The 25,432-nt window shown below is 46.2% G+C and carries 27 protein-coding genes; 8 read left to right on the top strand and 19 right to left on the bottom strand.

What is annotated here, in order from left to right:
• The first annotated feature begins 26 nt into the window (after nt 1-26).
• Nucleotides 27-2,639 carry a M14 family zinc carboxypeptidase gene (locus tag MF542_RS06365; RefSeq protein WP_247017141.1) on the top strand — a complete coding sequence of 871 codons (2,613 nt, stop codon included), beginning with the start codon at nt 27-29 and terminating at the stop codon, nt 2,637-2,639.
• A gap of 53 nt (nt 2,640-2,692) precedes the next feature.
• Here MF542_RS06365 and MF542_RS06360 read toward each other — a convergent pair whose 3' ends face one another.
• From MF542_RS06360 to cysG, 9 genes are all read right to left on the bottom strand, one after another.
• Complete coding sequence (locus MF542_RS06360; protein ID WP_247017139.1) at nt 2,693-3,229, bottom strand: hypothetical protein; 537 nt, start codon at nt 3,227-3,229, stop codon at nt 2,693-2,695.
• A gap of 72 nt (nt 3,230-3,301) precedes the next feature.
• Nucleotides 3,302-3,505: a type II toxin-antitoxin system antitoxin gene (locus tag MF542_RS06355; RefSeq protein ID WP_247017136.1), complete on the bottom strand. Its 204-nt coding sequence runs from the start codon at nt 3,503-3,505 to the stop codon at nt 3,302-3,304.
• A 56-nt stretch (nt 3,506-3,561) separates the two neighbouring features.
• A complete protein-coding gene (locus MF542_RS06350) occupies nt 3,562-4,431 on the bottom strand; it encodes an SPFH domain-containing protein (RefSeq protein ID WP_247017134.1) in 870 nt (289 codons plus the stop codon).
• A 164-nt stretch (nt 4,432-4,595) separates the two neighbouring features.
• Nucleotides 4,596-5,534 carry a transcriptional regulator GcvA gene (gene gcvA / locus MF542_RS06345; RefSeq protein WP_247017132.1) on the bottom strand — a complete coding sequence of 313 codons (939 nt, stop codon included), beginning with the start codon at nt 5,532-5,534 and terminating at the stop codon, nt 4,596-4,598.
• Between the two features lie 167 nt (nt 5,535-5,701).
• Nucleotides 5,702-6,454 carry a phosphoadenylyl-sulfate reductase gene (locus tag MF542_RS06340; RefSeq protein WP_247017130.1) on the bottom strand — a complete coding sequence of 251 codons (753 nt, stop codon included), beginning with the start codon at nt 6,452-6,454 and terminating at the stop codon, nt 5,702-5,704.
• On the bottom strand, nt 6,451-6,960 hold the full coding sequence (locus MF542_RS06335; protein ID WP_247017128.1) for a DUF934 domain-containing protein: 510 nt from the start codon (nt 6,958-6,960) through the stop codon (nt 6,451-6,453). The genes MF542_RS06340 and MF542_RS06335 overlap by 4 nt, the downstream gene beginning before the upstream one ends.
• Nucleotides 6,947-8,602, bottom strand: a complete 1,656-nt coding sequence (locus MF542_RS06330; protein WP_247017126.1) for a nitrite/sulfite reductase — start codon at nt 8,600-8,602, stop codon at nt 6,947-6,949. The genes MF542_RS06335 and MF542_RS06330 overlap by 14 nt, the downstream gene beginning before the upstream one ends.
• Nucleotides 8,602-8,925: a DUF2849 domain-containing protein gene (locus MF542_RS06325; protein ID WP_247017124.1), complete on the bottom strand. Its 324-nt coding sequence runs from the start codon at nt 8,923-8,925 to the stop codon at nt 8,602-8,604. The genes MF542_RS06330 and MF542_RS06325 overlap by 1 nt, the downstream gene beginning before the upstream one ends.
• A gap of 10 nt (nt 8,926-8,935) precedes the next feature.
• Entirely contained in the window at nt 8,936-10,354 is a 1,419-nt protein-coding gene (gene cysG, locus MF542_RS06320) for a siroheme synthase CysG (protein ID WP_247017122.1), read from the bottom strand.
• A 342-nt stretch (nt 10,355-10,696) separates the two neighbouring features.
• Here cysG and ung point away from each other — a divergent pair, with 342 nt between their 5' ends.
• The 5 genes from ung to MF542_RS06295 all read left to right on the top strand — a co-directional run bounded on the left by ung (nt 10,697) and on the right by MF542_RS06295 (nt 13,138).
• Nucleotides 10,697-11,392, top strand: coding sequence for a uracil-DNA glycosylase (gene ung / locus MF542_RS06315; RefSeq protein WP_247017120.1), 696 nt, complete (start codon nt 10,697-10,699; stop codon nt 11,390-11,392).
• Between the two features lie 78 nt (nt 11,393-11,470).
• Nucleotides 11,471-11,914 (top strand): MauE/DoxX family redox-associated membrane protein, encoded by a 444-nt coding sequence (locus MF542_RS06310; RefSeq protein ID WP_247017118.1) that lies wholly within the window; start codon nt 11,471-11,473, stop codon nt 11,912-11,914.
• A gap of 155 nt (nt 11,915-12,069) precedes the next feature.
• Nucleotides 12,070-12,558 carry a hypothetical protein gene (locus tag MF542_RS06305; RefSeq protein ID WP_247017116.1) on the top strand — a complete coding sequence of 163 codons (489 nt, stop codon included), beginning with the start codon at nt 12,070-12,072 and terminating at the stop codon, nt 12,556-12,558.
• Nucleotides 12,555-12,761 carry a helix-turn-helix transcriptional regulator gene (locus MF542_RS06300; RefSeq protein WP_247017114.1) on the top strand — a complete coding sequence of 69 codons (207 nt, stop codon included), beginning with the start codon at nt 12,555-12,557 and terminating at the stop codon, nt 12,759-12,761. Before MF542_RS06305 ends, MF542_RS06300 begins: the two co-directional genes overlap by 4 nt.
• Before the next feature lie 152 nt (nt 12,762-12,913).
• Nucleotides 12,914-13,138: a hypothetical protein gene (locus MF542_RS06295; RefSeq protein WP_247017112.1), complete on the top strand. Its 225-nt coding sequence runs from the start codon at nt 12,914-12,916 to the stop codon at nt 13,136-13,138.
• Here MF542_RS06295 and MF542_RS06290 read toward each other — a convergent pair.
• The 9 genes from MF542_RS06290 to folE form a co-directional block, all read right to left on the bottom strand.
• Nucleotides 13,135-13,623, bottom strand: a complete 489-nt coding sequence (locus MF542_RS06290; protein WP_343264863.1) for a GNAT family N-acetyltransferase — start codon at nt 13,621-13,623, stop codon at nt 13,135-13,137. The two genes, MF542_RS06295 and MF542_RS06290, sit on opposite strands and share 4 nt — an antisense overlap.
• Nucleotides 13,624-13,733: 110 nt before the next feature.
• Nucleotides 13,734-15,830: a prolyl oligopeptidase family serine peptidase gene (locus MF542_RS06285; protein ID WP_247017110.1), complete on the bottom strand. Its 2,097-nt coding sequence runs from the start codon at nt 15,828-15,830 to the stop codon at nt 13,734-13,736.
• 136 nt (nt 15,831-15,966) lie between these two features.
• Complete coding sequence (gloB, locus tag MF542_RS06280; protein WP_247017108.1) at nt 15,967-16,737, bottom strand: hydroxyacylglutathione hydrolase; 771 nt, start codon at nt 16,735-16,737, stop codon at nt 15,967-15,969.
• Nucleotides 16,738-16,930: 193 nt separating this feature from the next.
• Nucleotides 16,931-17,368: a nuclear transport factor 2 family protein gene (locus MF542_RS06275; RefSeq protein WP_247017939.1), complete on the bottom strand. Its 438-nt coding sequence runs from the start codon at nt 17,366-17,368 to the stop codon at nt 16,931-16,933.
• Between the two features lie 111 nt (nt 17,369-17,479).
• The gene (gene hisI, locus MF542_RS06270; protein ID WP_247017106.1) at nt 17,480-17,896 is read right to left on the bottom strand and encodes a phosphoribosyl-AMP cyclohydrolase; all 417 of its coding nucleotides are present in this window, start codon (nt 17,894-17,896) and stop codon (nt 17,480-17,482) included.
• Between the two features lie 84 nt (nt 17,897-17,980).
• The gene (locus MF542_RS06265; protein ID WP_247017104.1) at nt 17,981-18,838 is read right to left on the bottom strand and encodes a trypsin-like serine peptidase; all 858 of its coding nucleotides are present in this window, start codon (nt 18,836-18,838) and stop codon (nt 17,981-17,983) included.
• A 76-nt stretch (nt 18,839-18,914) separates the two neighbouring features.
• Nucleotides 18,915-20,183: an alkaline phosphatase family protein gene (locus MF542_RS06260; protein ID WP_247017102.1), complete on the bottom strand. Its 1,269-nt coding sequence runs from the start codon at nt 20,181-20,183 to the stop codon at nt 18,915-18,917.
• 93 nt (nt 20,184-20,276) lie between these two features.
• Nucleotides 20,277-22,214, bottom strand: a complete 1,938-nt coding sequence (locus MF542_RS06255) for a M10 family metallopeptidase C-terminal domain-containing protein (RefSeq protein WP_247017100.1) — start codon at nt 22,212-22,214, stop codon at nt 20,277-20,279.
• A gap of 161 nt (nt 22,215-22,375) precedes the next feature.
• On the bottom strand, nt 22,376-23,005 hold the full coding sequence (gene folE / locus MF542_RS06250; RefSeq protein WP_247017098.1) for a GTP cyclohydrolase I FolE: 630 nt from the start codon (nt 23,003-23,005) through the stop codon (nt 22,376-22,378).
• Nucleotides 23,006-23,196: 191 nt separating this feature from the next.
• Between folE and MF542_RS06245 the strand changes: the two genes are divergently transcribed.
• Together MF542_RS06245 and MF542_RS06240 are read left to right on the top strand one after the other, a co-directional pair.
• Nucleotides 23,197-23,673, top strand: coding sequence for an iron-sulfur cluster assembly scaffold protein (locus MF542_RS06245; protein WP_247017096.1), 477 nt, complete (start codon nt 23,197-23,199; stop codon nt 23,671-23,673).
• Nucleotides 23,670-24,557 (top strand): sulfotransferase family 2 domain-containing protein, encoded by an 888-nt coding sequence (locus MF542_RS06240; protein ID WP_247017094.1) that lies wholly within the window; start codon nt 23,670-23,672, stop codon nt 24,555-24,557. Before MF542_RS06245 ends, MF542_RS06240 begins: the two co-directional genes overlap by 4 nt.
• 40 nt (nt 24,558-24,597) lie before the next feature.
• On the opposite strand, the gene MF542_RS06235 is transcribed toward MF542_RS06240, so the two are convergent.
• A complete protein-coding gene (locus MF542_RS06235) occupies nt 24,598-25,356 on the bottom strand; it encodes an alpha/beta hydrolase family protein (protein WP_247017092.1) in 759 nt (252 codons plus the stop codon).
• Between the last annotated feature and the right edge of the window lie 76 nt (nt 25,357-25,432).

The following is a 25,432-nucleotide window of genomic DNA, read 5'->3' as shown; positions in this document are numbered from 1 at the left end:
TTTTCATGAAAAAGAGGGTTTTCATAATGTATAATTTAAAGGGATTAATGGCGGGCCTGATGCTGGGTGCTGCCATATGGCAAGCGGAAGCTGTGCAGGCCAAACCGCTGGATTATTATCTGCAGAAAGGCGTTAGTTACGACCAATCGGTTCTGAAGCCGGGTGAGATTATCGGTCATGATATTGGTGATCAGCCAATCCGCCATGATCTTATGGTGCGCTATATTGAAGAGCTAGCTGCAAATAGTGACAGGATGAAAGCGGAGACGATTGGTTATAGCCATGAAGGTCGTCCGATCCTCTTTATCACCATCACTAGTCCAGAAAACCATGCCCGCCTTGATGAAATTAAAGCAAATCATTTGTTGCGTACTGATCCGAAAACAGCGGATCAGGCAAATGATGATATGCCAGTTGTAACATGGCTCAACTACGGTGTGCACGGTGCTGAAGCCAGCGGTATGGATGCTGCTGTACCAACACTTTATCACCTCGCTGCAGCGCAGGGTGAGCGCGTGGAAAACGAACTGGATAATAGCGTTATCCTAATCACGGCCATTTTTAACCCTGATGGTCACAGTCGCCGTGCTGCGTGGGTAACTCAGTATGGTTCAGATGTGTTGGCGACAGATCCAAACCACGAGGTACATAATCAGTTCTGGCCGGGTGCGCGTACTAACCATTATTGGTTTGACCTAAACCGCCAGTGGTTGTTGCAAACTCAGCCTGAAAGCCAAGCTTGGCTTGCAAAATGGCATGAGTGGAAACCGCAGGTTTCTGGCGATTTCCATGAAATGGGGCCAAATAGTACCTATTATTTCCATCCTGGTGTTCCAACGCGGAAATATCCGATGATTCCGGCAAAAGGTCGTGAGCTTCTTTATGAGATTGCTGGCTATCATGTGAATTGGCTGGATGATGAAGGAAAGCTATATTTCTCTGAAGAAGGCTTTGATAATTATTATATCGGTAAAGGGTCGACATACCCGCAGGTGAATGGTTCGCTTGGTATTCTTTTTGAAGCTGGTGCCCAGATGGGTATTGCCCGCGAAAGCGATCAAGGGCTTAAAACCTACTCAGAGAATGTTCAAAACCATGTTGGTACAAGCTACAGCACCATTCAGGGTGCGGTGGCAATGCGTGAAAAACTGCATGATTACCAGCGTGAGTTTTTTAAATCAGGCGCTGATCTCGCGAAAAGCGATAAGGTGAAGGGCTATGTATTCCGTGCACCGGAAGATCATACTCGTATGGATATCTTCCTTGATTTCCTAAGCCGTCATAAGGTGAAAGCATACCGTGTGAATGGTAGTGTGAAAGCAGGTGGCGGTTCATATGGCGGCGATAGCTACATCGTGCCGATGGATCAAGCTAACTACCGTATGGCTAAAGCGCTCTTTAACAAGATCACAGAATTCCCTGATAAGGTTTTCTATGACGTATCTGGCTGGACCATGCCTGCTGCTTTTGGTCTTGATTATGCAGAGGTAACAGGCAGTATTAAGGGCAAGTTGGGTGATGCCGTCACATCAACAGGCTTCGTTGCTAAAACACCAGATACTTCTGATTATGCCTATATGTTCCGCTGGTCAGATTATTATGCGCCGAAAGTCGTGAATGCGCTTCTGCAGGAAGGCGTTATGGCACGTGTGAATAAAGAACCAGTTCGCGTGAAAACCACAAAAGGTGTTGTCGCGTTTGAGCGTGGTGCCATTATCGTACAGAAACATTTACAAACTGTGTCTGCGGGCCGGATTGATCGTCTGGTGCAAATGCTGGCTGCTGAAAACAATATTCAGGTACATGCAGTAACAAGTGGCCGCACGCTGGACGCTGGCGCTGACCTTGGCGGCAGGAACACGGTATCTGATCTGAAGGCTCCAAAGCCGTTGTTAGTTACTGGACCGGGTGTAAATCCTTATGATGCCGGTGAGGTTTGGCACTTGCTTGATCACCGTATGAATATGCCAGTAACGCTTGTACGCAATGAGCGCCTTGGCCGCGTGAACCTTGATGATTACACACATGTTATTCTTGTTGGTGGTAACAGCCGTATGGTGCCTGCGAATATGAAAGATCGTGTGAAAGATTGGGCTCGTTCTGGTGGTACTTTGATCGCGCACCGTCAAGGTGCAAGCTGGGTGATGAATAACATCCTGCCAAAGAAAAAAGCAGAGAAAGCAAGTCCATCAGCGCCGGTGCAGCGTTTGAAGTATTCACAGAAAGGCCAAAAGGATGCTGAGCATGTAATTGGTGGTGCTGTGTTCAAGAGTGAACTGGATATCACACATCCAATGGCATTTGGCTTTGTGCGTGATCATGTGGCAACAAATCGCAACACATCGATTAAACTGCGTGTACCGAGTGATCCGTATGCACAAGTTGCTGTGTATACAGATGCACCGCTTGTATCTGGTTATGCTTCTGACAAACGGATTAAAGAGCTGAAAGGCTCACCGATGATGACGGCAGAACGCTTTGGACGCGGTACAATTGTATTGTTTGCGGATAATCCGAATTTCCGTGCCACTTATTATGGTTCAGAGAAATTGTTCCTGAATGCAATCTTCTTCTCAAGCGCCTTTAACCGTTCGTTTGCAGATGATGAAGAAGCTGCGGTGGAAGCTCACTCGCACTAGTAATAGCGTTTGGAAAGTAATGTTGAAATCAAGGGGCTTTTGAGCCCCTTTTTTTATAAGGTTACACCGCGAATATAGTTTTGTTGAAGTGTGATTGGTGCCGGGGTGTTCATGAGAGCATTTCTTGAGGCGGTTTCTGTGAAGTTTACTTCAAACAGGCAAGTAGTTCTAATTTCTTTTGGTTGAAGCGCTTCTTGAGGTTGTGGCAGGAAAGTTAGTTTATATTCGCCACCAATGTAAAAGTAGGGTCTGAGATGAAAGCTTGTGATACTGATGTTTGAACTGGTATTTACTACTGTTACTGCCACTTTGGCTGGATCGTTATCACACGTTTTGCTGCCGACCTTAATTGCTGCTATATATAATCTCTCGTCCTGAAATTGAGATACAGCGGAGTTGCAGGTCTGATAGCTTTCATCTTCTATGCACTTTTCCCAACCAGCGTAAGTTCCGTGCTGGGTGTTCGAAATCGAATATAAAATACCTTCATTAGGGTCGGCGGGAAAGATAAGGGGTAGTAGTGCGTGAACTGCAGCAGCAGAGGCAGATACGAAAACGATCAATAGAATTTGGATACTACCTTTGACCATAGCTTTCCCCTTTCAGTGGCGGAAAGCTTATGAATCAAGTCTTAACAATAAGTAAAATTCTACTAAAGAGTGTTATTCATCATCCAAAGCAATAGCCTTGGGCGCTTCAGGTTTTTTGATGCGACCCTCGCGGCGAAGAGCATCTCTTATGATAAATTCTATCTGTGCATTTACGCTGCGGAGTTCATCATCGGCCCAGCGGTGAACGGCATCCAGAATGTCTCCGTTAATACGGAGTGCGTAAGCTTTTTTGCCGGGCTTCTTTTTATCAGGCATTGTTGCCTTTCTCACTTATGCGTTTGCCCACAGCATTATGCTGTGGGCGGAGAGTGTTAATAGATGGAGCCAGCATTCACAACAGGCTGTGTGCTTTTATCACTACAAAGAACCGTGAGAAGATTGGAAACCATCTGAGCTTTGCGTTCTTCATCCAGATCTACAATCTCATCTTCTTTCAGCTTTGCGAGCGCGGTTTCTACCATGCCAACTGCCCCTTCCACGATGAGTGATCGGGCAGCGATAATGGCACCAGCCTGCTGGCGCTGTAGCATAGCACTGGCAATTTCTGGTGCGTAAGCTAAGTGGCTGATACGGGCTTCAAGTACTTCAACACCAGCATCTGCAAGCCGAGCTTGAATTTCTTCCATGAGATGTTTGGATATTTCAGAAGAATGAGAACGCAGGGCGATTTCATCTTCATCTTTGCCGTCATAAGGATAGCTTGTTGCAGCCTGGCGAAGTGCCGCTTCTGACTGTGTACGGACAAAGCTGGTATAGTCATCAACAGCAAAAAGAGCTTCGGCGCTATCCACCACACGCCACACAACAACTGCGCCAATTTCAATTGGGCTGCCGCCTAGTTCATTTACTTTAAGTTTGTCACTGTCAAAGTTACGAACACGCAGGGAAACTTTGTGTTTTGAGAAAAATGGATTTGCCCACCTAAGACCAGATGTTTTGGTAGAGCCTTTGTATTTACCAAACAACGTTAAGGCCACTGCTTGATTTGGCTGTACCATAAAGAATCCAATGGCGAAGATAAGGTGAAATATGAGGGATATTACCAGTGTGATCACCGCTAATGGTTTGGCGCCTACATGGATACTGTTAGCAAAAATAAGTGCTGTCGCGACCAGGGTCAGGGCAAATACACTAAGCATCATAATGCCGTTAAGGGTGCCCACGGAACGTTCTTTTAGCATTCTTTTCTCCTCTCGCTATATACAATAGATATCATTTTGATATCATTTTTCAAGAATGAGATGGATTTAAATTGATGTAATTACAGGTAAGTCTTTGATTTAAAAACAAAAAAAACCGCCTACAATTATGTGAGCGGTTTGATTGTTTCAGTGTGTCGGGACTGCTAAACTTCTTCAGCGAGCTCCGCATCTTCAATGCTAGGGCCGTTGCCTGTCTCATCCCGAAGCCAATCGATAAATTCCATAACTCGTTCGTTTTTGAGTTTGTCTTCTGGGCATACTACATGATGTGCGAAATCAATTGGTACAGCTTCGCCGAATGGTTTTACGAGGCGGCCGGCTTTAAGGTCTTCTTCCGCAATGGCGGAACGAGCGAGCGCTACACCGCGGCCTGCAACAGCAGCCTCAATAGCAAGCGCGTTGTTGTTAAAGTGCAGAGCAGGGGTTCCGTCTGGGATATCAACACCAGCAGCTTTGAGCCACATGCTCCAGTTCGGGGCGCTTTCATCCTCAACGGTACTATCATCATGGATCAGTGTGTGCTCCAGAATACCTTCAGGTGAGGTTAGGTTACTCTTTTCCAGAAGCTCGGGGGAGCAAACAGGGAAGATCGTTTCCCGGAGAATTTCTTCCACGAACAGCCCATCGTATTTGCCAAGGCCATAACGGATAGCGATATCAGTATCTTCCACCTTGAAGTCTGTGAGGATCATCGTCGCTGAAATTTTTACCACTGCATCAGGGCGGCGCGCATAAAACCTGGCAATTCGTGGTACCAACCATTTGCTGGCAAAAGACGGCGATACGCTTACTTTCAGCACATTAGATGTTTTACTGTCTGTAAGGATATCAACAGCTTCTTCCATATGTTCAAACGCCTGCTTTAGCGGCGCAAGTGATAACTGCGCAGCTTCTGTCAGCACTAGTGAACGATTAGTGCGGCGGAATAATTCCACACCCAGAAAATCTTCTAACGACCGAATTTGCTGGCTGATGGCAGCGGGAGTTACAGAAAGGTCATCGGCGGCAAGTTTGAAGCTCATATGTCGGGCAGCAGCATCAAAAGCACGTAGGGCGTTTAGTGGCAATAAAGACCGTTTCATAATAACTCCTGCCGATGATCTATTTTACATCCGTCAAATACATAAGAAAAACTTATTCGCGGGCATCATATATAGATTTCAGAAATAGACCAAGCTTTTGCTGCATGCTCCTGTAATTTTTTATCAAGAGCCGCACAAAACTTGTAATTAATTACACTGAGGAAAGCTTAATTCCCTGAGAGTACTCGTGAGTTTTCAGCTAAGCTTAAGTGTATGCCGCATTCAGTTTTGTTCTGGCCTTTCCAGCGGCCTGCACGGTCACTTTCACCTTCGCTCACAGGCTCAGTACAGGGCATACAGCCAATAGAGGCAAACCCTTGCTCAACTAGTGGGTGGCGTGGCAGTCCGTGTTTTTCAATATAAGCTGTTACGTCTTCTTTATTCCAGAAAGCCATTGGATTTACTTTTACACGGCCATCTGAGGCTTCAAAATGCGGTAAAAGTGAGCGCACACCACCCTGAAAACGTTTGCGGCCAGATGCCCAACCCTCAAAACCTTGAAGTGCTGAATCGAGAGGAACTACCTTACGGAAGTAACAGCATTTATTAGTGTCACTTACCCACAGGTTCCCTTTTGGATCATTGGTATGTAGATCATTCTCATCAGGTTTGATGGTACGAACATCTGTAAGGCCAAGCTTGTCTGTCAGCTCATCGCGAAAACGGCGTGTTTCGCCAAACAGTTTCCCTGTATCCAAAAACAAAACAGGGATATCTTTTGAAACTTCAGCTGCTAAGTGCAGAAGCACAGCAGATTCTGAGCCGAAAGAAGAAACCAGCGCAAATCTGCGGCCAAAATATTTCAGCGCACCATCAATCACCTTCTGAGGTGTGCCTTCCCCATACCTGCTATCCAGGTATGAGGCAGCATCAAGTGCATCAAAATAGCTGGCATCTTTTATGGCTGGTAGCGCCGTCATGATGCTTTCCTGCTTTCATCTGATGAATGGCGAGCGTGTGCGATGGAAACCGCACCACGGTAATCGCTTTGGTAAAACTGCTTGAAGCGAGCAGCGCAGGCTTCAAACGCTTCTTTGCGTTCGTCTGCTACATCAACTGTATCAAAGCCAGAACGCATAAGGTGCATGGCCTGATCAGGCATCACGGGGCCAACAGCGCGGATTTCACCTTTAAAACCAAGATCTTTACGTAGGCGTACGGCAAGCGAAAAACCACGGCCATCAGTAAACGCTGGGAACTCAATCGCCACGAAAGACAATTTATTCAGAAGCGGCGCTAAATCAGCATAAGCAGTTTCTGTCGAAACCACAGCGCCCAGTTCGCCAACAGCGGCAAAGAATTCTTCGCTTTCGTCTGCGATACGAGTTACCGAAGCAGCAACCTTGGCGCCTTCAGTTGGCTGTTCATCTTCAGCTAGAACTGTCCAGTTGCCAGCTTCAATGCCTGTGAAATTAATGAGTGCCATAAAGCGCCTCCTTAAATGGCTGTGCGCCAATACGGCGGTAAGTGCCTAAGAACTCTTCGCCTTCTTCTCGTTCACCTAAATAAACTGCTACTACTTTTTCAACAGCGTCTACGATTCCGTGTTCGTCAAAACCAGGGCCCAAAATTGTGCCCTTTGATGCGTCCTCAGCGCCTGAGCCTCCAAGTAAAATCTGGTAGCTTTCTTCGCCTTTACGGTCGACACCAAGAATGCCAATGTGGCCCGCATGGTGGTGACCACATGCGTTGATGCAGCCAGACATCTTAATCTTGAGCGGGCCGATATCCTGAATGCGCTTCATATCGTCGAAACGGTTAGAAATTGCCTGTCCGATTGGAATAGAGCGTGCATTGGCAAGTGCACAGTAATCAAGACCCGGGCAAACAATCATGTCTGTAATCAAACCAACGTTTGCGGTACCAAGGCCCGCTTCATCTAGATCTGCCCAGATGGTTGCAAGGTCTTTGACCGGTACATGCGGCAAGATAAGATTTTGCTCATGGCTTACACGAATTTCAGACTGGCTGTAGGCATCAGCAAGCGCAGCAACAAGCTCCATCTGTTCGGCTGTTGCATCACCCGCAATGCCGCCATGTGGCTTCAGTGAAATTGTTACATTCACATACCCCGGTACTTTGTGCTTGTTGGTGTTGTTATTCAGCCAGCTTGCAAACAGGAAGTTCTTGCTTGCGAACTCGTCCACCGAAGCATTGGTTTCCTCAAGCACTTCAAGCGGTGGAGGAGCAAAGAAAGCTTTGATACGCGCTGCTTCTTCTTCAGGTACATCAATAGGTGCATCTTTGATGCGGTCCCACTCTGCTTCTGTCTGGCGAGCATATTCGTCAGCGCCCATTGCTTCCACAAGGATTTTGATACGTGCTTTATATTTATTATCCCGGCGACCGTTTTCATTATAAACGCGCAGGATAGCTTCCATGTATGAAAGTAGATCTTTCTCAGGAAGGAAATCGCGGATCACTTTGCCGATTACAGGCGTACGGCCCATGCCGCCACCTACACTTACTTCAAAACCAACCTCACCAGCATCATTCTGTTTCAGAACAAGGCCGATATCATGCCACTTTACAGCAGCACGGTCAGCGCTAGCTCCAGTGATAGCGATTTTGAATTTGCGCGGCAGGAAGCTGAATTCCGGATGGAAAGTAGACCATTGGCGCAGTAGTTCCGCGTATGGGCGCGGGTCAGCCACTTCATCGGCAGTAGCACCAGCAAACTGATCTGTGGTCACGTTGCGGATACAGTTGCCGGACGTTTGGATCGCGTGCATTTCAACTTCTGCAAGCTCATCCAGAATATCTGGCGTATCAGAAAGTTTTGGCCAGTTAAACTGTACGTTCTGACGTGTTGTGAAATGGCCGTAACCTTTATCATACCTACGTGCGATATGAGCCAGGCGGCGCATCTGATCTGCCGACAAAGTACCGTAAGGAATAGCCGCGCGAAGCATATAGGCATGAAGCTGCAGATAAAGACCATTCATAAGGCGAAGTGGTTTGAATTCGTCTTCGGTAAGCTCACCCTTCAGACGGCGCTCTACTTGATCGCGAAACTCAGCATTGCGGCTCGCAACCATTGCATGGTCAAACTGGTCGTATGCGTACATTATGCTTGCTCCCAATCCAGTGATGTTTGATAGCCAAGATCGGCACGAACGCTCGGGCCTTTGGCCTGCATTGCGTGCTTGATATGAGAGGGGAAAGCTTTGTCACCGTCAATCACGGCACCAATCGCTTGCAGGTCAATCACCGTATTATTGGCAACAAAAACTTGCGCGCGCTCCAGCAAGCTCTCCAGCACTTCATCTTCGCCGTAAGCTGCATCATCAGTGTTTGAACTCCAGCCGCCAGTGCGTGTGAAAAACACAACACGGCCGTCATCCAACCGATTGGCAATTAACATTTGTGGCCCTTTGATTTTCTTAGCCATGATTTACTCTCTATGCCGTTGCCTGCTGAAGCAGGGTATCGAACTGTTTTTGGTTTAAATCGGCGGCGTTCCTGACAACGTCACCAATGATAAGAAGTGCTGGGCTTTTCACTGAATTTTCAGCAACAAGCGCAGGCAATGTTTCAAGCGTGCCGTAAAAGCGGCGTTCATTAGCACGGGTGCCGTTTTCAACAACAGCCACAGGGGTTGATCCCTGTGTACCTTCTGCCATCAGCCCAGTTGAAATACGGGGAGCACCACGTACGCCCATATAAATTACCAGGGTCTGGCCTTCACCAGACAGGCGAGCCCAATCTTTAAAAGCACCATCTTTCAGATGCCCGGTGACAAGCGTAAGGGAATTAGAATATTCCCGGTCTGTCATTGGGATTTGTGTACTGGCTGCGATGCCTTGAAAGGCACTGATGCCGGGCACCACTTCCACATGAATATCTTTATCGCGCAGGGCATCCATTTCTTCGCCAGCGCGGGCAAAGAGAAGAGGATCACCACCCTTCAGGCGCACTACGCGTTTCCCTTTAAGGGCTTCTTCTACAATAAGCTTGTTGATACCGTCTTGACCGATGCCGTGATCACCCTCGCGCTTACCTACAAAGATGAGTTCTGCATCACGGCGAGCGAGCGAGAGAACATCCCGGCTTACAAGGCGATCATAAATAATAATATCTGCTTGCTGAAGCGCACGGTGTGCTTTGATGGTGAGAAGATCGGGGTCACCGGGGCCAGCACCGACAAGCTGAACTTGGCCTGTTGTACTACCTGTACGGTGGTTGCGCGCTGCATCTACGATTAACTCTGCAACCTGATCTTTTGGCAGGTCTGCATATGTACCGGCATTGTCATAAAGGCGATCCCAAAAAAGGCGGCGGCGGGTCGCGTCAGGGATCAGGCTTTTAATTCGCCCGCGAACACTGCCCGCCGCCTCAGCGAGGACCCCCAATGAAGGGGGCAGGAGGCGCTCAAGGCTGCTTCTTAAGCGGCGAACAAAAACAGGAGCGTCGCCACCAGAAGAAAAAGCCACTTTAAGGGGACCACGACTGAACTGTGCCGGCGTGGTGAAATTACTCTTGGCTGGTTTATCGACGACATTCACAGGAAGGTTTCTGGCACTGGCAAGGCGCAGTGCTCGTTCCTCTGTCAGTTCATCATTGGTTGCAATATAGACCAGCGTTTTTCCGTTTAGGTCGTCTTCAGTGAAGGCGCGATTAAAAGCGGTGAGCTTCTCACTGCCTGTCACGTTGCTATCGAGGCCTGCTTCCTGAATGGCGTCATGCGCATTTGGTGAAATCACACTAATGCGCGCGCCTGTTTCAAGAAACAAGGCTGCTTTGGCCATAGCAGCAGCGTTTGCACCCACAATAAGTATGTGGTGTTTTTCAGCTGTTAGAAAAACAGGAATGCTAACCATGGTCACTCTCCTAAACAAGAAGGGAACAGATCAAGGGGCTGTTCCCGATGCTCTAAAAAATAGGGATTCGCTTCTAGAGCAACAAACGAGAAGAAATTATGTCATAGAGTAGAAAATTTTTTTATTAAAAATGAAATATGGGAATTTATTTATAAAATAATCCTAATTATTATTTATTTTATGCAATTTTCGTCCTGAAGGAGTGGTTGCTTGGAAAAATGTTCCTTTGATTTTGGACTATGCTGGAAAATTTGAAAATGATACGTCGTAGATGAATTTTTCTGATGATGCTGGTGTGACAGCTCTGCCTGTGCAAAATATGCGGTACTGAGGGAGGCTAATATGTCAGATACTGCTATAAAACTGGAAGAAAGCTGGAAAGCGGCGCTCGCGCCAGAATTTGAAAAGGATTACATGAAATCCCTTAAAGCTTTTCTGCAGGCTGAACTTCAGGCAGGTAAAACTATCTTTCCGAAGGGCTCCGAATATTTTTCAGCGCTTGATCTTACTCCCGTGGATAAAGTGAAGGTGGTGATTATTGGGCAAGATCCATATCACGGGCCGGAGCAGGCACATGGGCTTAGCTTTTCTGTGAAACCGGGCGTAAAAATTCCGCCATCACTAGTGAACATCTATAAAGAACAGGAAGAAGATCTAGGCATCAAGCAACCAGGGCACGGTTATCTTGCTTCCTGGGCTGAACAAGGCGTGTTGATGCTAAATGCCGTACTGACAGTGCAAGCCCATAATGCTGCATCCCATCAAGGTAGGGGATGGGAGATATTTACGGATGCGATTATCTCGGAACTTAATCAGGCTCATGAAGGTTTGGTCTTTATTCTTTGGGGGAGTTATGCCCAAAAAAAGGGCAAGAAGATTGACCGTAACAAGCATCTGGTACTTGCTGGCCCGCATCCAAGCCCCTTAAGCGCATACCGTGGTTTCTTCGGGTGCAAACACTTCTCAAAGGCAAATGGTTATCTTCAAAGCCTCGGTAAGGAACCAATTAACTGGCAGGTGCCGGAACTAAGCGAGTGATGCTGGTCACGAAGCTGTTTATTGATTGATGCCAACTCGGCCATAAAAATACTCCCTTGCTTATAGGGAGGGCAGAGCATGATTAAAAAATTCCAGGAAATATCCAACACCGTAATCGCAGAGTTTTTAGCGCGCTGGATGTTAGGCATACTGTTTCTAATGGCAGGCTACTGGAAAGTATTTGTTCTGACACCAGCCAAGCATGCAGAAAACTTCTTTATCAAAGGATTTGAAGTGCACTGGATACCTGAGTGGCTTTTATGGGCACTTGGGCTTTCTATTCCCGTGTTGGAATTGGCTGCGGGTCTCGCGTTGCTCGCTGGGCTTTGGCGTAAATTGACCTTAACAAGTGTGGGGCTGCTTTTATTGCTCACCACATACGGGCATGCACTTCAGCAGCCGCTTTTTGATATTGATGGGCATACATTTACGCGGTTTGTATTGGTGATTTTCCTGTTGATGTTACCCTCATCAACAGTGTTTTTGACTGTGGATAGCTGGATATCAAGCCGAAAAAGCTAAAAAAGTTTTATGTGGAATCAGCCTCTTATTACCTGTTTCGGTGCTAAGGGGCTTTTTTTTGTCTTCCACCTCTAGACAAAGTACCTTTAATTACCATATTGTAACCTGTAGGTATCAAAAAGATACATTTAGGTTCCTGTATGAAAGGTGCTGTTATGACAAAAAAAGAAATATCGACGCCTCAGCTTTATGATCGCTTCATGCAGCGTGTTGCGGTGGCTTTCTTTGTACTGTCGCTGAATTATGTGGCGGATATCGTGCGGGTTTATAGCTCGGAAGAAGTGGACCAGATACTTGGGTATGCAAGCAAGGCATCTGCCATTGCTGTGCTGCTTCTTATATTGCCGTCATTTATCCCGCTCATGCGTCGTAGATATAATAACAAGTCTGCATGCAGGGAACCTGAAGGGTTTATTGTAGAGGGTTTCAAAAAGGCAACGTTGAAGGCGTTCTCATTTACTTTCCTTGTGCTCGTATATGGTCAGATGTTTGCTGAGGAGTTGCTTTTAGAAATAACTGGTGAAGTCGCTATTCATTTCGTGCTTGCGATGTTGCTAGGTACGGCAAGCGTATCTTTCTTTTTTGCAATCCGTGACGATAGCGATGAAGAAGACGATGACTTTGGTGTGGAGCCTGAGGCATGAGCAGCGAACTGAATAACCGCATCCGTGTTTACCGGGCAGAGCACCGGATCAGCCAAGGTGAATTGGCAGAGAGAATAGGTGTTTCGAGGAAAACTATCAGCACCATTGAAGTAGGCAAATTCATTCCATCAACGGTGATAGCACTGAAAATTGCACGGCATTTTGATGTGCCGGTAGAAGAGATTTTTTCGCTGAATGAATAGGGGGAAATGATGTTGGGGTTACTCGTTGCACTCATTATAGCATTTTTTGTTGGAGCTTCAGATGAACAGAAGCCGACCGAACAGCGCTATGAATCTACACATGAAAAACCAATTGAACCAAAAGAATAACGTTACGATAGAAAGGATAGAAAATGGCAAATGCACCAATGAAGAAACAAGCTATTGCAAATGCAATTTTATGGGCTGCAATGATGTTGGCATCGGCGCTTGTTATTGATGATGATAAAGCAGCATCAACCATGCTAATGCTGTTGGTTGTTGGCTGGTTCGGCAGCAGTATGCTGTTTGGTGATATGCGTGAACAGGCACGTGCGGAATGTCGAGCAGTCAAACGGATGTTTTCATCGAAAAGCTAGGCTGCCAACCATTTGAACATAACATGGGCATCCACATAACCATCTTGTGGGTGCTCAAATGCTTTTGGCAATGTGCCAATAGTTTCAAAGCCTAGTGATTTCCATAAGGCTACAGCGCGTGTGTTGGTTGAAACTACAGAGTTGAACTGCATGCCTTTGAAGCCGAGTAATAACGCCACTTCCTGAGAGTGTTCGCACATTTTCGTGGCAATACCTTTGCCTTGTGCATTTTTCCCAACCATATAACCACAATTTGCAATATGGCTTCCGGGACCAGCCTGATTAGCTTTGATATAATAGGTCCCTAGAATTTCACCATTTTCTTCGGCCACGAACGTGCGGCGAGGTTGATTCATCCAGAGATTAAAAGCTTCATCTTTTGTGGTGTCAGGATTGAACGCATATGTGGTACCAGCTTTGACAATAGGATGAAATATATTCCAAATTGCACCGAAATCAGCTTCCGCTGCTTCTCTAATCATAATAGCCACATTACTCTCCTACACCGTATTTGCGGATATATAGGATTTCGTGTGGCTATTTAAAAGCTAGTAAATCTTGGGCACTGGATCACATTAAGTGATCCAGTTTTGTTTTATTTGTCGCTTAGTTTCTTGAGGGCATAAACAACCTGCAGGGCATCTGTGTAAGCGCGCTGTTTCAGGTTTGCTGCAGCTGAGTGACCACCTTCTGTGTTTTCATAGTAAAGAACTGGTTTACCCATATCGAGCATCTTGGCAGCCATCTTACGAGCGTGACCCGGATGTACGCGGTCATCTTTCGTGGATGTATAGAAGAATACCTCTGGGTAAGTTTCATCAGCTTTCAGATTTTGGTACGGCGAATATTTTGCAATGAAATCGCGTTCTTCAGCAATGTCAGGGTTACCGTATTCACCCATCCATGATGCACCAGCAAGAAGGGTGTGGTAGCGCATCATATCAAGAAGAGGTACTGCACAGATAACTGCGTTGAATAGATCAGGGCGCTGTGTTGTCATAACACCCATCAACAGACCGCCGTTTGAACCGCCACGAATACCTAAGTGCTGCGGGGATGTAACGCCGCTTGAAATCAAATCTTCCGCAACCGCGATGAAATCATCATAGGCACGTTGACGGTTTTCCTTAAGAGCTGCCTGGTGCCAAGCTGGCCCATACTCGCCACCACCACGGATGTTGGCAACAACGTAGGCGCCGCCTTCCTGAAGCCAAAGCTTACCAACGCCAGAGAGATATCCCGGTGTTAGCGCGATTTCAAAACCGCCATAGCCATATAGAATTGTAGGTGTTGTGTTATCAAGTTTGGTATTCTTGTGGCGCACAAGGAAATAAGGAACTTTGGTGCCGTCTGCACTTGTTGCAAACTTCTGTTCCGTTACCAAGTCTTTCGCATCAAAACGAGCAGGTAGGGATTTTGTTTCCTCTGGTTTGCCGCCGCGGGAGATAGTGTAAAGCGTATCTGGCTGAAGGTAGCTTTCGAAATTTACATATGCGTTGTCAGACCATTCGTCAGCGCTGATTACATTCAAAGAGCCATTGGCAGGCATGCCAAGATTCTTTGTGTTCCAGCCAGTGTTAGACGGCATTGCTTCCATTAGCTGGCCAGTTACATCATCAAGCACGCTTACAAATACACGGTTTTTACCGATATTTACGCCTTCAATCGCACCACTTGCAGCTGGTGCATAAACAGTGGTGAGGCTCATTTCAGGGCGGCCGCGCATAGCATCTTCAACCTTGATGGAAACAAGGCTGCCTGCTTTCACGGTTTTACCACCAACAGCCCAGTCTTTCCTCATCAGGATAAGCATCATATCGGCAAAGAAGCCTTGAAAATCGATACCTTTAGGCAGATCAAGCTCGGTGAGCTCAGGTTCTTCAAGTGTGCCTTCCATAATATGGATAACTTGTGTGAAGAAATCAGGACCCTGGATCACGCCTGTGTATGTGCCGTCTGGGCGGTGGCTTGTCATTGGGAAGTTAAAGGTAACATCCTCTGGTGCGTTGATCAGCATCTTGGCACTTGAAAGGGGGGTGCCGCGTTTCCAAAGGCGAACCTGACGAGCGTAACCGCTTGTATTCATTGTACCTTCGCCGAAGTCTGTGGCGATCATGATATGATCTGCATCAACCCAGGCTACGTTTTGTTTGGCTTCTGGAGTTGAAAAGCCACCATCCACAAAGCGTTTGGTTACAGCATCAAATTCACGCACAACAACAGCATCACCACCGCCACGTGACAGACGGACCAGGCAACGGCCAAAATCAGGAGCAAGACAATCACGACCTTTATATACCCAATTCTCGCCTTCGTCTTTTGCCAGCTGATCGAAGTCAAGGATATCAACCCATTTGGTATCATCTGTTGCATAGGATTTCATGCTTGTCCGGCGCCAGATACCGCGAACATGATCGCTATCCTGCCAGAAGTTATGTACCGCACCGCCATAAAGGCCGCTGTAGGCAATTTTATCTGTAGCGTTATAATCTTTGAGCGACCGTTCCATCAGGCCTTTGAAACGGCTGTCATTCTCAAGAATACCTAGAGAATGTTTGTTCTTTTCAGCAACCCATTCAAGCGCCTTTTTGCCTTGAACGTCTTCAAGCCAAAGGAATTTATCATCTTCAGCAATCGCAGCGCTGGCTGTAAGTGATGCAGCCATCAATGCTCCTATTGTTTTATTTTTCATTGGTCCCCCTCCGAGGTTATCGGACTTACGTTTAGTTCGTGGGCAAGTGTTTATGAAAACACCGTAAAGCGCAAGCCGAGACTGGAAAAAATCACTCAGCTTATCGCGCCCATGAAACGCTTTATCGTGTAGAAAACTAGAAGTTATCTTTTCTACTGCGGATTTCAGCAAAAACCTTAGTGATAGGAGCTCCGACCATTTCGAGAGTTTCCTGTATTTCCAAACTGTCGGGGCGAAGGAACGGGTTTGTTGCTTTTTCCAGAGATAGAACCGTCGGAACTGTCGGTTTATCTTGTGATCTTAAAGCTTCTACCTCTGCCATGCGGGTGTGTAGAGATTGATTGTTTGGTTCAATAGCAAGTGCAAACATACCGTTTGCCGTTGTATATTCATGTGCACAGCAAATTTGAGTGTCATCTGGTAACCTCATTAATTTGCTGAGCGAGTGCCACATTTCTTCCGCTGTACCTTCGAACAGGCGCCCACATCCCATGGAAAACATCGTATCTCCACAGAACAGTGCCTTGGCTGTTGGGAAGTGGTAAGCAATATGACCGCTTGTGTGGCCAGGCACAAAATAAATATCTGCTTTTTCAGAGCCTAGCTGAAAAGTATCGCCTTCGCCGACTGCTATATCAATACCCGGGATACGTTCTCTATCAATTGCAGCACCAACAATAGTTGCATTGTATTTTTCTTTTAGAACAAGGTTGGCGCCTGTGTGATCCCAGTGGTGATGGGTGTTGATAATATGAGTTAATTGCCACCCGCGTTTTTCTAGCGCTTCAATCACAGGTTCTTCGACCGCTGGATCAACGATTGCTGTTTCTCCACTGTTCGGTTCATGAATGAGATAGAGATAATTATCCTGCATTACCGGGATTTGAATAATTTCAAGAGACGCCATGATGTAACCCTGTTGATTAGTTTTTTTCTAATATAGGCTCGGGCGATTATCTTATCCAGTCGTGGGTAAGTAATGAGCATCAACAGTTTCGTGAATTGGGGCTTAAAGAGATAAAAGTGGTTCCGGTGCGAGGCCGGAACCACTCCCACATATGCGAAGCCTTTAAGGAGGCTTTCTCGCTGTCGTCTTGGAATTACTTCTTCTGTCTAATGAAAGCTTTGTTGATGATTTTCCACTCACCATCCATCTTGGCTAACGTCAGCAAATCATAGTACCGGCCGTCTAAATCAAATGACACAGAGGCAAGGCGACCATCCATGATATGCATATTGAGGATTTCATGTGTACGCTCTCGCTTCGGCGGCGTGCTTTTGCTCCACCTTTTGATGGTTGGTTCCATTTCCCATATCTTGAGGTAAGCATTGCCTGTATCATCTTTTTCAGCGGTCAGCATGCGGGATTTAGAGTGGAAAGCGCTTGATAGCTTCTCAAAGCTTCCTTCCCCAATACCTTCAAAGTACTTCATTACCGCAGCTCTGATCTGTGCCTCATCATCACTTGCAGTGGCGGTAAGCGCACAGGAAAAGATCATTAGAAGAATGGCTGGAATTTTCCATTTGGATGGGCGCATCACAATTATCTCCCTGAAAGAATGCATGACGGCAGGATAGAGGCAGCTTGCTCTGTGAACAGGAAATTGCGCTCAGTAGATTAAAATGTGCGTTGAATTGTTATAATATAACTATTGTTTAATGGTAAGTGAAACTTGCCCATCCACTGTTTCACCTACAGGTAGTGAACGATAAAAACAGGCGGGATATCCAACGTGACAGCATTTGCCGCCTTTCTGTTCTACCACAAGCCAAAGGGCATCTTGGTCACAGTCAGTACGGAAATCTTTTACCACCTGATATTCGCCGGATGTTTTGCCCTTGTGCCATAGTTCATTTCTGGAGCGGCTGTAATAGTGCGCTTCACCAGTTTCGATGGTGCATTTAATAGCCTCGGCATTCATCCATGCCTGCATCAAAACTGTTCCGGTTTCATGGCAGGTGGTAACTACAGGGATAAGTCCTCTGTCATCAAACTTCGGGCTGAAAATGTTGCCTTCTTCAAGCTCTTTTTTATTTGAGCGATCACCAAACTCAATATCTGCCATGGGTCTATCCTGCTTTAATTTTGCTCGGAGTTTAGAGAGAGCCAGATTTTCTTCAAGCCAGATTAACTTTATGTGAGCAAAATTTTAATTCTTTGTGGAGTTTAGAAGTTTGTAAAACTCTCTGCGGAATGCAAGCGCGGAAACTCCGATGCTAGCATTACGGTTCCCAAGCTTTGTGGAGGCCACCTGAATACCGATGATGACCCATTCATTATCAATGAACTGAAGGACAGGTCCGCCGCTATCACCACGGATAGAGATACAGTTGGTCAGCATCACATGGCCGCGTGCGAGAGAACCTGTGATTTTACAGTTTTCTTCCAGAGACAGTAGATGTGATCTGTCTCCGGGGTAACCCGCAGTGGTGATTTTGGAGGTTGAGAGTTCAATTTTTTCCAGAGCTTTTGAAATTTCTTCTACGTCTTGCTCTTCGCTGGTGAGCTTCATTTTATCATGTAGTTCCAGAAAACCATGTTCCTTACCGATAGGGTCTGCTAGTTTAAGTAAAGCCCAGTCGTTTGGAAGGTTTCTTCTGGCTGCTCCAGCACTGCCATCAAAGGAAGGGCTGACTACATAGGATTGTACTAGCGTATGAGCTGCGTATTCACCGCGAGCATACCCTGCGAGAAAATGTACCGTGGTTGGTATCACCATTTCCTGAGACCATTTAGCATAGAGACAGTGTGCGGCAGTAAGCACGATATCTTCGGCAATCAGGCTGCCGCTACAATGTGCCCGACCTGCGATGTTAACGCGGCCCACAGCTTTCCATGGGGCTTCAGTGCTATCTACAGCTCGGCGGTGAAAACTGGTAGGATTGTTCAGTGGTAACTGGTTTGCTGGCGGAATACGCACGCGTGGTTTGTCTTGTGAGGAAACTTCGAAAGATGGCCCCAATAAGGTAATCAACATGAATGACAACAGAAGTTTCAAACTATTCACAAGCGATATCCTAAAGAAAACCCCCTGATAAAATGCCTTACCAAGGGGGGATTAGCAAGTGTGCGCTCAGCACAGCTTAGTGAGGCGAACAACTTTTATTAAGAAACCTTGCTACGTTGGTAATGTTTCCATCAGTTTTGGCGGGTTTGATGTCAAGCAGGCAGGCAATGAGACCATATATTTCAATGTTATCGAAAACTGGTGTAGTGATCCCTTTTTTGAAAGAAGGGCCGTTGCCAATGAATGTCGCATACATGAGTGGATTATGATTGTCGTACCCATGAGTGGCAGCAAGCGGAAAGGGCAGTTTGGAAAGCGGAATCGGATCGGCCTTGTTTTCTGAAGCGAAGAGGGTCCAGCCTGTATCAGCTAAGATCATAAGATCTGGTCCACGGGTTGGGTGATCAAAGTGGTATTCCTCTGGAAACTCGCCTTTTTTCCACACTTTCATATTGGGGTGTTTGCCCTTTAGCTTATTGGCAAGTGCGTCAATGTCATCATTGTCTCCATAAACATAGAGGAATGGAGAATAAGCCGGGCCGTAACTCTTGTTCCAGTCTGGCACGATATAACCAGAGATATCTGCATAATTATCCAGATTGATCATTCGGTTGTCAGACAGGTTAGCCATGCCGTGATCTGCCACCACAATGATGTTTGTATTATCAAGTGCACCTTGTTGCTGCAAACCGTTGATAAGATCGCCTACGTGGCTATCTACCAGTTTTACGGCTTCCTCTTCTTCCTTGCTGCCAACACCAAAATTGTGTGCAGCAGTATCAACAGCTGAGAAATACAGCGTGATAAGGCGAGGGCGATCAGCTTCTGGTTTTGCGAGCCATGAAAGTACTTCATCAACGCGCTCCCCATAATCTTTATTCTGATCAAAAGGTTTCCAGTATGTAGGTTGAATACCGCCTATTGCTACCTCTGATCCAACCCAGAAATAGGTGCCAGCTTTCACTCCTTGTTTTTCTGCGGTGATCCAAATCGGTTCGCCGCCCCACCATGCGGGGTCCCGAGTATCGGTTGCGCGGCTGAAAGCGCGGCGTAGCTTGTGATTGTATGGATAGTTAGATGTCATACCGTGATGTTTGGGATGTAGGCCAGTGGCGAGTGAATAGAAATTTACAAATGTTTTTGAAGGCATTGCTGGGCGCATTCCATCGGTACGCACACCACTTTTCGCGAGCCTGCGGAGGTTGGGGGCTTCAATGCGGTCAATACTATCGTTTCTCAGGCCATCAATACCAATCATAATTACTGTTTGTTTTTGGTCATCTGCGTTCGCGCTATAGGAGAAAGATAGTGTTGTAAGTATAAGTAAATAAATAAATTTCTTCATGCCAATGATGCCTTTTTTAGGGTAGTGAAACCCTATCTGGCTTCATTGGCATGATCAAGTGAATGTGTTGTTACAGATTACCTCGTAACTAGGCTAAATAATGATATTGAGGCTATCCAAGTCTGCCATTGTATAGGAACTCAGGGTTACCGACGTGCTTTCATCAAAAGTGAAGGTAAGGGCAGTACTTCCAGAGCCGTTATCTACATCACTTGCAATATCTCTGATGTTGGAAACACCGAAAGCTGAGAGGTTCACAATATCTTCACCCGCATCAAAGTGTTGGATAAGATTGTTCCCCTGATTTTCTTTGAAAAGGAAGGTATCAGTTCCGTCGCCGCCAATAAGTGTGTCGTCACCAGTTCCGCCCCAGATTGTGTCATCACCAGCCATACTCATTATGAGATCATTGCCGCTGCCACCAAAGAGCAAATCATTCCCTTCATCACCGATGACCCTGTCATCTCCTTTACCGCCATAAAGGGTATCGTTGCCTTCTCCACCGTGAAGCTCATCATTGCCCTCACCCTTGCCGCCGAAAATAGTGTCGTTTCCATTGTTGCCGTAAACAGAATCGTCACCAAAACCGCCACCAAGGATATCATCACCTGCTGCAGCTTGAATGATATCGGTTCCACTGCCGCCATAGGCAATTTCATTGGTATTTGAGAGTGTATCGGTTTCACCTTGCGTGGTTACAATGATTAGATCATCGCCTGTGCCGCCATAGAGTGTGTCAGCATCGTCGCCGCCGAACAGTGTATCGTCGCCAGCACCGCCAGCGACAATGTCGCGCCCGGCACCGCCATCAACATAGTCTGCACCTTTATCCCCGGCACCAGCCCATATTGTATCGTTCCCATTACCGCCTGTGACAGTGTCAGACCCTTCATAAGCGATAAGAAGATCATCACCGTCTTTACCTTGTATGTTATTATCGGCGCTATTCCCGCGCAGAGTATCTTTATGATCTGAGCCGATAGCGTTTTCTATAACCGTATCCCATGCGATAGAGACGTTGTTATTCGCTGTAACCAATACTTCAGGGCGTGTTTCCAGATCAGCGGGTTCCGCGGAAAAACCGCTCAAACGGGCATTGGTATAATAATATCCAACCGAAGAGAATGTTGCTTCACCAAGGTTAGCCTTCACACCTGTAAGCTGATTGGAGAAATCAAAAGTATCAATGCCGCCAGCATCGTAAACCGTAAGAACAGATGCGTCTTCTGGCCTGAAGCTGTATGTATCATCTCCGGTATTGGTAGAAGTGTTGGCGCCATAAAGATACTGAAGAGTTTTGATATCAAACAAGCCAAGTGATTGATTGGTAGTAAGTCCCCATGTATTGTGAACTGTCTCAAAATATTGGCCTTTCAGCCCACCTCTTTCATAGAAATCTTCATTGTTCACATAACTCATAACTGTGAACCTGTCGGTAGCTTCTTCGAACGGGATATCATTGGAGTTAGGGTCATGAACATCATGTGCAGTTAGGAATGAACCTTCCTGTCCGCGTGGATGATCGAGGCCCAACACGTGGCCAAGTTCATGCCTGATGGCCAGAAGAATGTCATCTTTATAAAAGTCTTCCGAAAGTTGGGTGAGATCAAAACCATCCGCTACGCCAACAATCATTGCAGTGCTATCTTGGGGGCCGTCCAGTCTACCAGCTTCGCCGCCACCAGCTGTGTTTCTGCGGTATATTTCCAGATCAGCATTTTGCCCTTGTCCTACTTCAATGAAGGTGATGTTCGCAATTGCGCTGTATTCATCAAAAACCTTTTCGAATAATGCCTTGTTTTCTGCTGTAATTGATGAATTAAGAAAGCCTGAGGGGTCATAACCATCAGGGGCGCCATTTTCGAAACTATAGCGAATTGTTATGCCTGTGCCGAGTGGAGAGCCTGCGTTGGCTCGCAGGTTTGTATCCAGCGTAATTTGGTCTGCATTTCCTTTAATATCCCCAGTATGCTGAGGATTAAAAAGCATACCATGGGCATAAAATTTCCAGCTGTACTGAAGGTCTGTCATCGTTGTTATCCTATTCTCGCTGTCGTTACGTAGAGAGATAGGAAGAGAAAACGTTATATGCAGGTTGATTACCGTAAACTGCTCAATGAATGCAGTGAACATATAAAAAAGGCAGCATATCGTTAGAAATGCTGCCTTTTGTTTTGATTTCTTTAGCTAATTTAGCCGCGGATTAAATCCCAAAAACGGCGTTCCTCATCGGCTTCCTTGAAGCAACCACGGAATTGGCGTGTAATTGTGTAAACACCATCATGCTTCACGCCCCGGCATGTCATGCATTGATGTGTTGCATCAATTATTACAGCTACGCCTTTTGGTTGAAGGTGCTCTTCGAGTGCATCGGCGATTTGAGCTGTCATGGTTTCCTGTGTTTGCAGGCGTTTACCAAAAGCTTCGACAATACGGGCAAGTTTCGAAATGCCTACTACGCTGCCACTAGGCATATAGCCAACATGTGCGGTGCCCGACACAGGTACCATATGGTGTTCACAGTGGCTTTCCACTTTGATACCACGTAGTACGACCATATCATCGTAACCGTTTACTTCTTCAAATGTGCGGGACAGAATCTCGGCAGGGTCTTTTTTGTACCCTTCGAAAAACTCTTCATATGCTTTCACGACACGTTTTGGAGTGTCGAGCAACCCTTCGCGGGTTGGATCATCGCCAGCCCACCTAATCAGTGTGCGAACCGCGGCTTCGGCCTCGGCCCGGCTTGGGCTTTCATCAGCGTCCTGCGGGATTACCTTCAGTTCCGAGCTGTCATCAGCTCTTTCAAGTACGGCATCCATTCGGATTTCCTTTCTAAATTGTATGGTGGTTTCTGTATTCAGAAACTAGGGTTTTGTAGCTGCTCCTTCTTGGTGTTGCATGCTCCAAACACAGAGTAATATGGTCAGAATAGCGAAGCAATCAAGGTTTTCTGTGCTTTAGGAAGAAAACAATTAACTAAGAAGAGTTCTTTTTTCTTGGTTTTTTATGTATGCCGTCTTACGTAAGCATCAGTTATCTGGATCAAATACCGAGTATCATGACCGAATTATACAACACAGATATCCTGCGATGGACCACCAGAATTCCTCACACCGAACGGCTTCGGGGCGAGTGTTTTCATATAACCAAAACCAGTAGAATTTGCGGTAGTCGGATTAACGCGGATGCTTTGGTTGAGGATGGTGTGATTAAAGAGTTCGGGCAGGAAGTGAAGGCCTGTGCACTTGGCCAGGCAGCAGCGGCTATCGTGGGGCAGCATATTATCGGCCTTACAGAAGAAGAGCTCGTTGATATCGCAGGGAAATTCCGTCATATGGTGCGAACTGGTGAAGTATACTTTCCTGATAAATGGTCAGATCTTGCGCTACTTGCACCGGTAAAAGACCATCCTGGCAGACATGGTAGTGTTATGTTGCCCTTTGAAGTTTTAGAAGGAGTTTTTATGGTATCGGAGCAGGCACGATGAAGCCGATAGTTCAGAGGCCTGTTACCCCTGAAATTAAAAGAATTTCTCGGAAAGCATTTCAACTATATGCAGATGAACGAGCAGAAGAAGCGTTCGAATTGCTTCAAGGAGCGGTTGAAGAACATAATCATGCTAGGTTGTGGCGTCTTTTTGCTCGTATGCATCTCTTTTTCGGAGATGAACAAACTGCATCAGAAATTTTACGGCATGTTCTAGCTGCATCATGGGATATTGGCCTTTGGGAATTGGCGCAAGCTGATGTTGGGCAGGGGTATGCTGTTGAATCTGAAAAGCATAAATTGCTTTATTTCCCGATCCCCAAATGTGCGTGTACGAGTTTCATAAATTATATGGGTGTACTTGAAGGACAGCGGTTAAAAGGCGAAGATATTCATCAGCAAAAGGATCAGATTTTGCTGAAATTTGATGATCTTCAAACGATCTATAACGAACATAAGAAAATCCTGATCGTGCGGGACCCCCTTGAAAGAGTACGGTCATTTTATCATGGAAATATCCTAAAACGGGAACATTTAGTATCTGATACCAACGGTAAGGATAGTTTTTACGGTCTATCTACAAGGCCAAAGTATCAGGAATTTTTATCTAAGTTTGATGCTTACCGGCGCACTTTCATTACAGTGCGAAATCATACGAATCCTGTTATTTCCTTCGCGGGTAAAAATGCCTCAAACTATGATCATATAATACCCATTACTGAAGTAACTCAGTTGCAGGCAACTATTGCTGAAAAACTGGGGATTAAGATGTCACCCGTGCATGAAATGAAATCTGACGTGGATGTGGTTGAATTAAGTGAAGAAGAGCTTGCGCTTAAGCCTTTCTATAAAGCAGATTATGAAGTCTATGGCAGTCGATTTTAAACTGGGGTGGTACCAGTTTAAAATCGATATAACCATTCACCTAAATGTATTGATTAGCCCATGCGCTGATAATACGGGCGACAAAAATCCCGTCTGAAGCGTTTTTCAGCAGTAGATGATCTGCTTTATCAAGAGATACGAAGCTCTTCGGGTGTCTCGCTGCTTCGTAAATGCGGCGAGCGTGGTCAATATCTACAGTGTCATCAATGGGTGAGTGCATCACCATCAGTGGTTTTTTCAGATTGCGGATATGCTCTTCCACGTTTTGGCTGCGGGCATCATCAATAAATTGCTTTTTCATTTTAAATGGCCTGCCTGCCAGTTTTACTTCAGCCTCGCCATCCGCTTCAATTCTATCCAGATCGTTTTTGAATTGTTTCAATACGTTCACACTGTCAAACGGTGCACCAATCGTTGTGACGGCCTTTACTTCAGGCACACTGTGTGCAGCAACTAGTGTTGCGGCACCACCAAGGCTGTGGCCCATCATGATGCTGGGGGCATCTAAATTTTCTCTCATGTAATCGGCAGCCGCAATTAAATCTTGCACATTCGAAGAAAAGTTAGTGTTCGCAAAATCCCCGTTTGAAAGGCCAAGGCCTGTGAAATCAAAACGGAACAGGGCAATACCATCTTGATTTAAAGCTTTTGCAATTCGGTTAATGGCATTCAGGTCTTTGCCGCAGGTGAAGCAGTGCGCGAAAAGAGCATAAGCTTTTGGTTCACTTTCAGGTGTATCCAATTTAGCAGCAAGCTCAAAACCCTGGCTTCCCATGAAGGTAATTTTCTGTGCAGGCATGGTTTATTTTCCTTCTATGCAGTTTCCGAATAGTTCCAATACACCACATGTTGCATCGCTTTTGGTAGGGTGCGCC

This window comes from Kordiimonas laminariae, from assembly GCF_023008165.1.
GTDB lineage: Bacteria > Pseudomonadota > Alphaproteobacteria > Sphingomonadales > Kordiimonadaceae > Kordiimonas > Kordiimonas laminariae.
The sequence above is the reverse complement of the archived record's forward strand: the minus strand, read 5'-3'. Positions and strand labels throughout refer to the sequence as shown.

What these genes read in the sequence shown, in the direction of transcription:
- gloB (WP_247017108.1), bottom strand. Translation starts at nt 16,737, where the DNA reads ATGGCGTCTCTTGAAATTATTCAAATCCCGGTAATGCAGGATAATTAT.
- MF542_RS06245 (WP_247017096.1), top strand. Translation starts at nt 23,197, where the DNA reads ATGCCGTCTTACGTAAGCATCAGTTATCTGGATCAAATACCGAGTATC.
- MF542_RS06255 (WP_247017100.1), bottom strand. Translation starts at nt 22,214, where the DNA reads ATGACAGACCTTCAGTACAGCTGGAAATTTTATGCCCATGGTATGCTT.
- gcvA (WP_247017132.1), bottom strand. Translation starts at nt 5,534, where the DNA reads ATGAAACGGTCTTTATTGCCACTAAACGCCCTACGTGCTTTTGATGCT.
- MF542_RS06335 (WP_247017128.1), bottom strand. Translation starts at nt 6,960, where the DNA reads ATGGCACTCATTAATTTCACAGGCATTGAAGCTGGCAACTGGACAGTT.
- ung (WP_247017120.1), top strand. Translation starts at nt 10,697, where the DNA reads ATGTCAGATACTGCTATAAAACTGGAAGAAAGCTGGAAAGCGGCGCTC.
- MF542_RS06360 (WP_247017139.1), bottom strand. Translation starts at nt 3,229, where the DNA reads ATGGTCAAAGGTAGTATCCAAATTCTATTGATCGTTTTCGTATCTGCC.
- MF542_RS06285 (WP_247017110.1), bottom strand. Translation starts at nt 15,830, where the DNA reads ATGAAAAATAAAACAATAGGAGCATTGATGGCTGCATCACTTACAGCC.
- MF542_RS06325 (WP_247017124.1), bottom strand. Translation starts at nt 8,925, where the DNA reads ATGGCTAAGAAAATCAAAGGGCCACAAATGTTAATTGCCAATCGGTTG.
- MF542_RS06340 (WP_247017130.1), bottom strand. Translation starts at nt 6,454, where the DNA reads ATGACGGCGCTACCAGCCATAAAAGATGCCAGCTATTTTGATGCACTT.
- MF542_RS06305 (WP_247017116.1), top strand. Translation starts at nt 12,070, where the DNA reads ATGACAAAAAAAGAAATATCGACGCCTCAGCTTTATGATCGCTTCATG.
- MF542_RS06330 (WP_247017126.1), bottom strand. Translation starts at nt 8,602, where the DNA reads ATGTACGCATACGACCAGTTTGACCATGCAATGGTTGCGAGCCGCAAT.
- folE (WP_247017098.1), bottom strand. Translation starts at nt 23,005, where the DNA reads ATGGATGCCGTACTTGAAAGAGCTGATGACAGCTCGGAACTGAAGGTA.
- MF542_RS06235 (WP_247017092.1), bottom strand. Translation starts at nt 25,356, where the DNA reads ATGCCTGCACAGAAAATTACCTTCATGGGAAGCCAGGGTTTTGAGCTT.
- MF542_RS06240 (WP_247017094.1), top strand. Translation starts at nt 23,670, where the DNA reads ATGAAGCCGATAGTTCAGAGGCCTGTTACCCCTGAAATTAAAAGAATT.
- MF542_RS06295 (WP_247017112.1), top strand. Translation starts at nt 12,914, where the DNA reads ATGGCAAATGCACCAATGAAGAAACAAGCTATTGCAAATGCAATTTTA.
- hisI (WP_247017106.1), bottom strand. Translation starts at nt 17,896, where the DNA reads ATGGCAGATATTGAGTTTGGTGATCGCTCAAATAAAAAAGAGCTTGAA.
- cysG (WP_247017122.1), bottom strand. Translation starts at nt 10,354, where the DNA reads ATGGTTAGCATTCCTGTTTTTCTAACAGCTGAAAAACACCACATACTT.
- MF542_RS06300 (WP_247017114.1), top strand. Translation starts at nt 12,555, where the DNA reads ATGAGCAGCGAACTGAATAACCGCATCCGTGTTTACCGGGCAGAGCAC.
- MF542_RS06365 (WP_247017141.1), top strand. Translation starts at nt 27, where the DNA reads ATGTATAATTTAAAGGGATTAATGGCGGGCCTGATGCTGGGTGCTGCC.
- MF542_RS06355 (WP_247017136.1), bottom strand. Translation starts at nt 3,505, where the DNA reads ATGCCTGATAAAAAGAAGCCCGGCAAAAAAGCTTACGCACTCCGTATT.
- MF542_RS06350 (WP_247017134.1), bottom strand. Translation starts at nt 4,431, where the DNA reads ATGCTAAAAGAACGTTCCGTGGGCACCCTTAACGGCATTATGATGCTT.
- MF542_RS06260 (WP_247017102.1), bottom strand. Translation starts at nt 20,183, where the DNA reads ATGAAGAAATTTATTTATTTACTTATACTTACAACACTATCTTTCTCC.
- MF542_RS06310 (WP_247017118.1), top strand. Translation starts at nt 11,471, where the DNA reads ATGATTAAAAAATTCCAGGAAATATCCAACACCGTAATCGCAGAGTTT.
- MF542_RS06275 (WP_247017939.1), bottom strand. Translation starts at nt 17,368, where the DNA reads ATGCGCCCATCCAAATGGAAAATTCCAGCCATTCTTCTAATGATCTTT.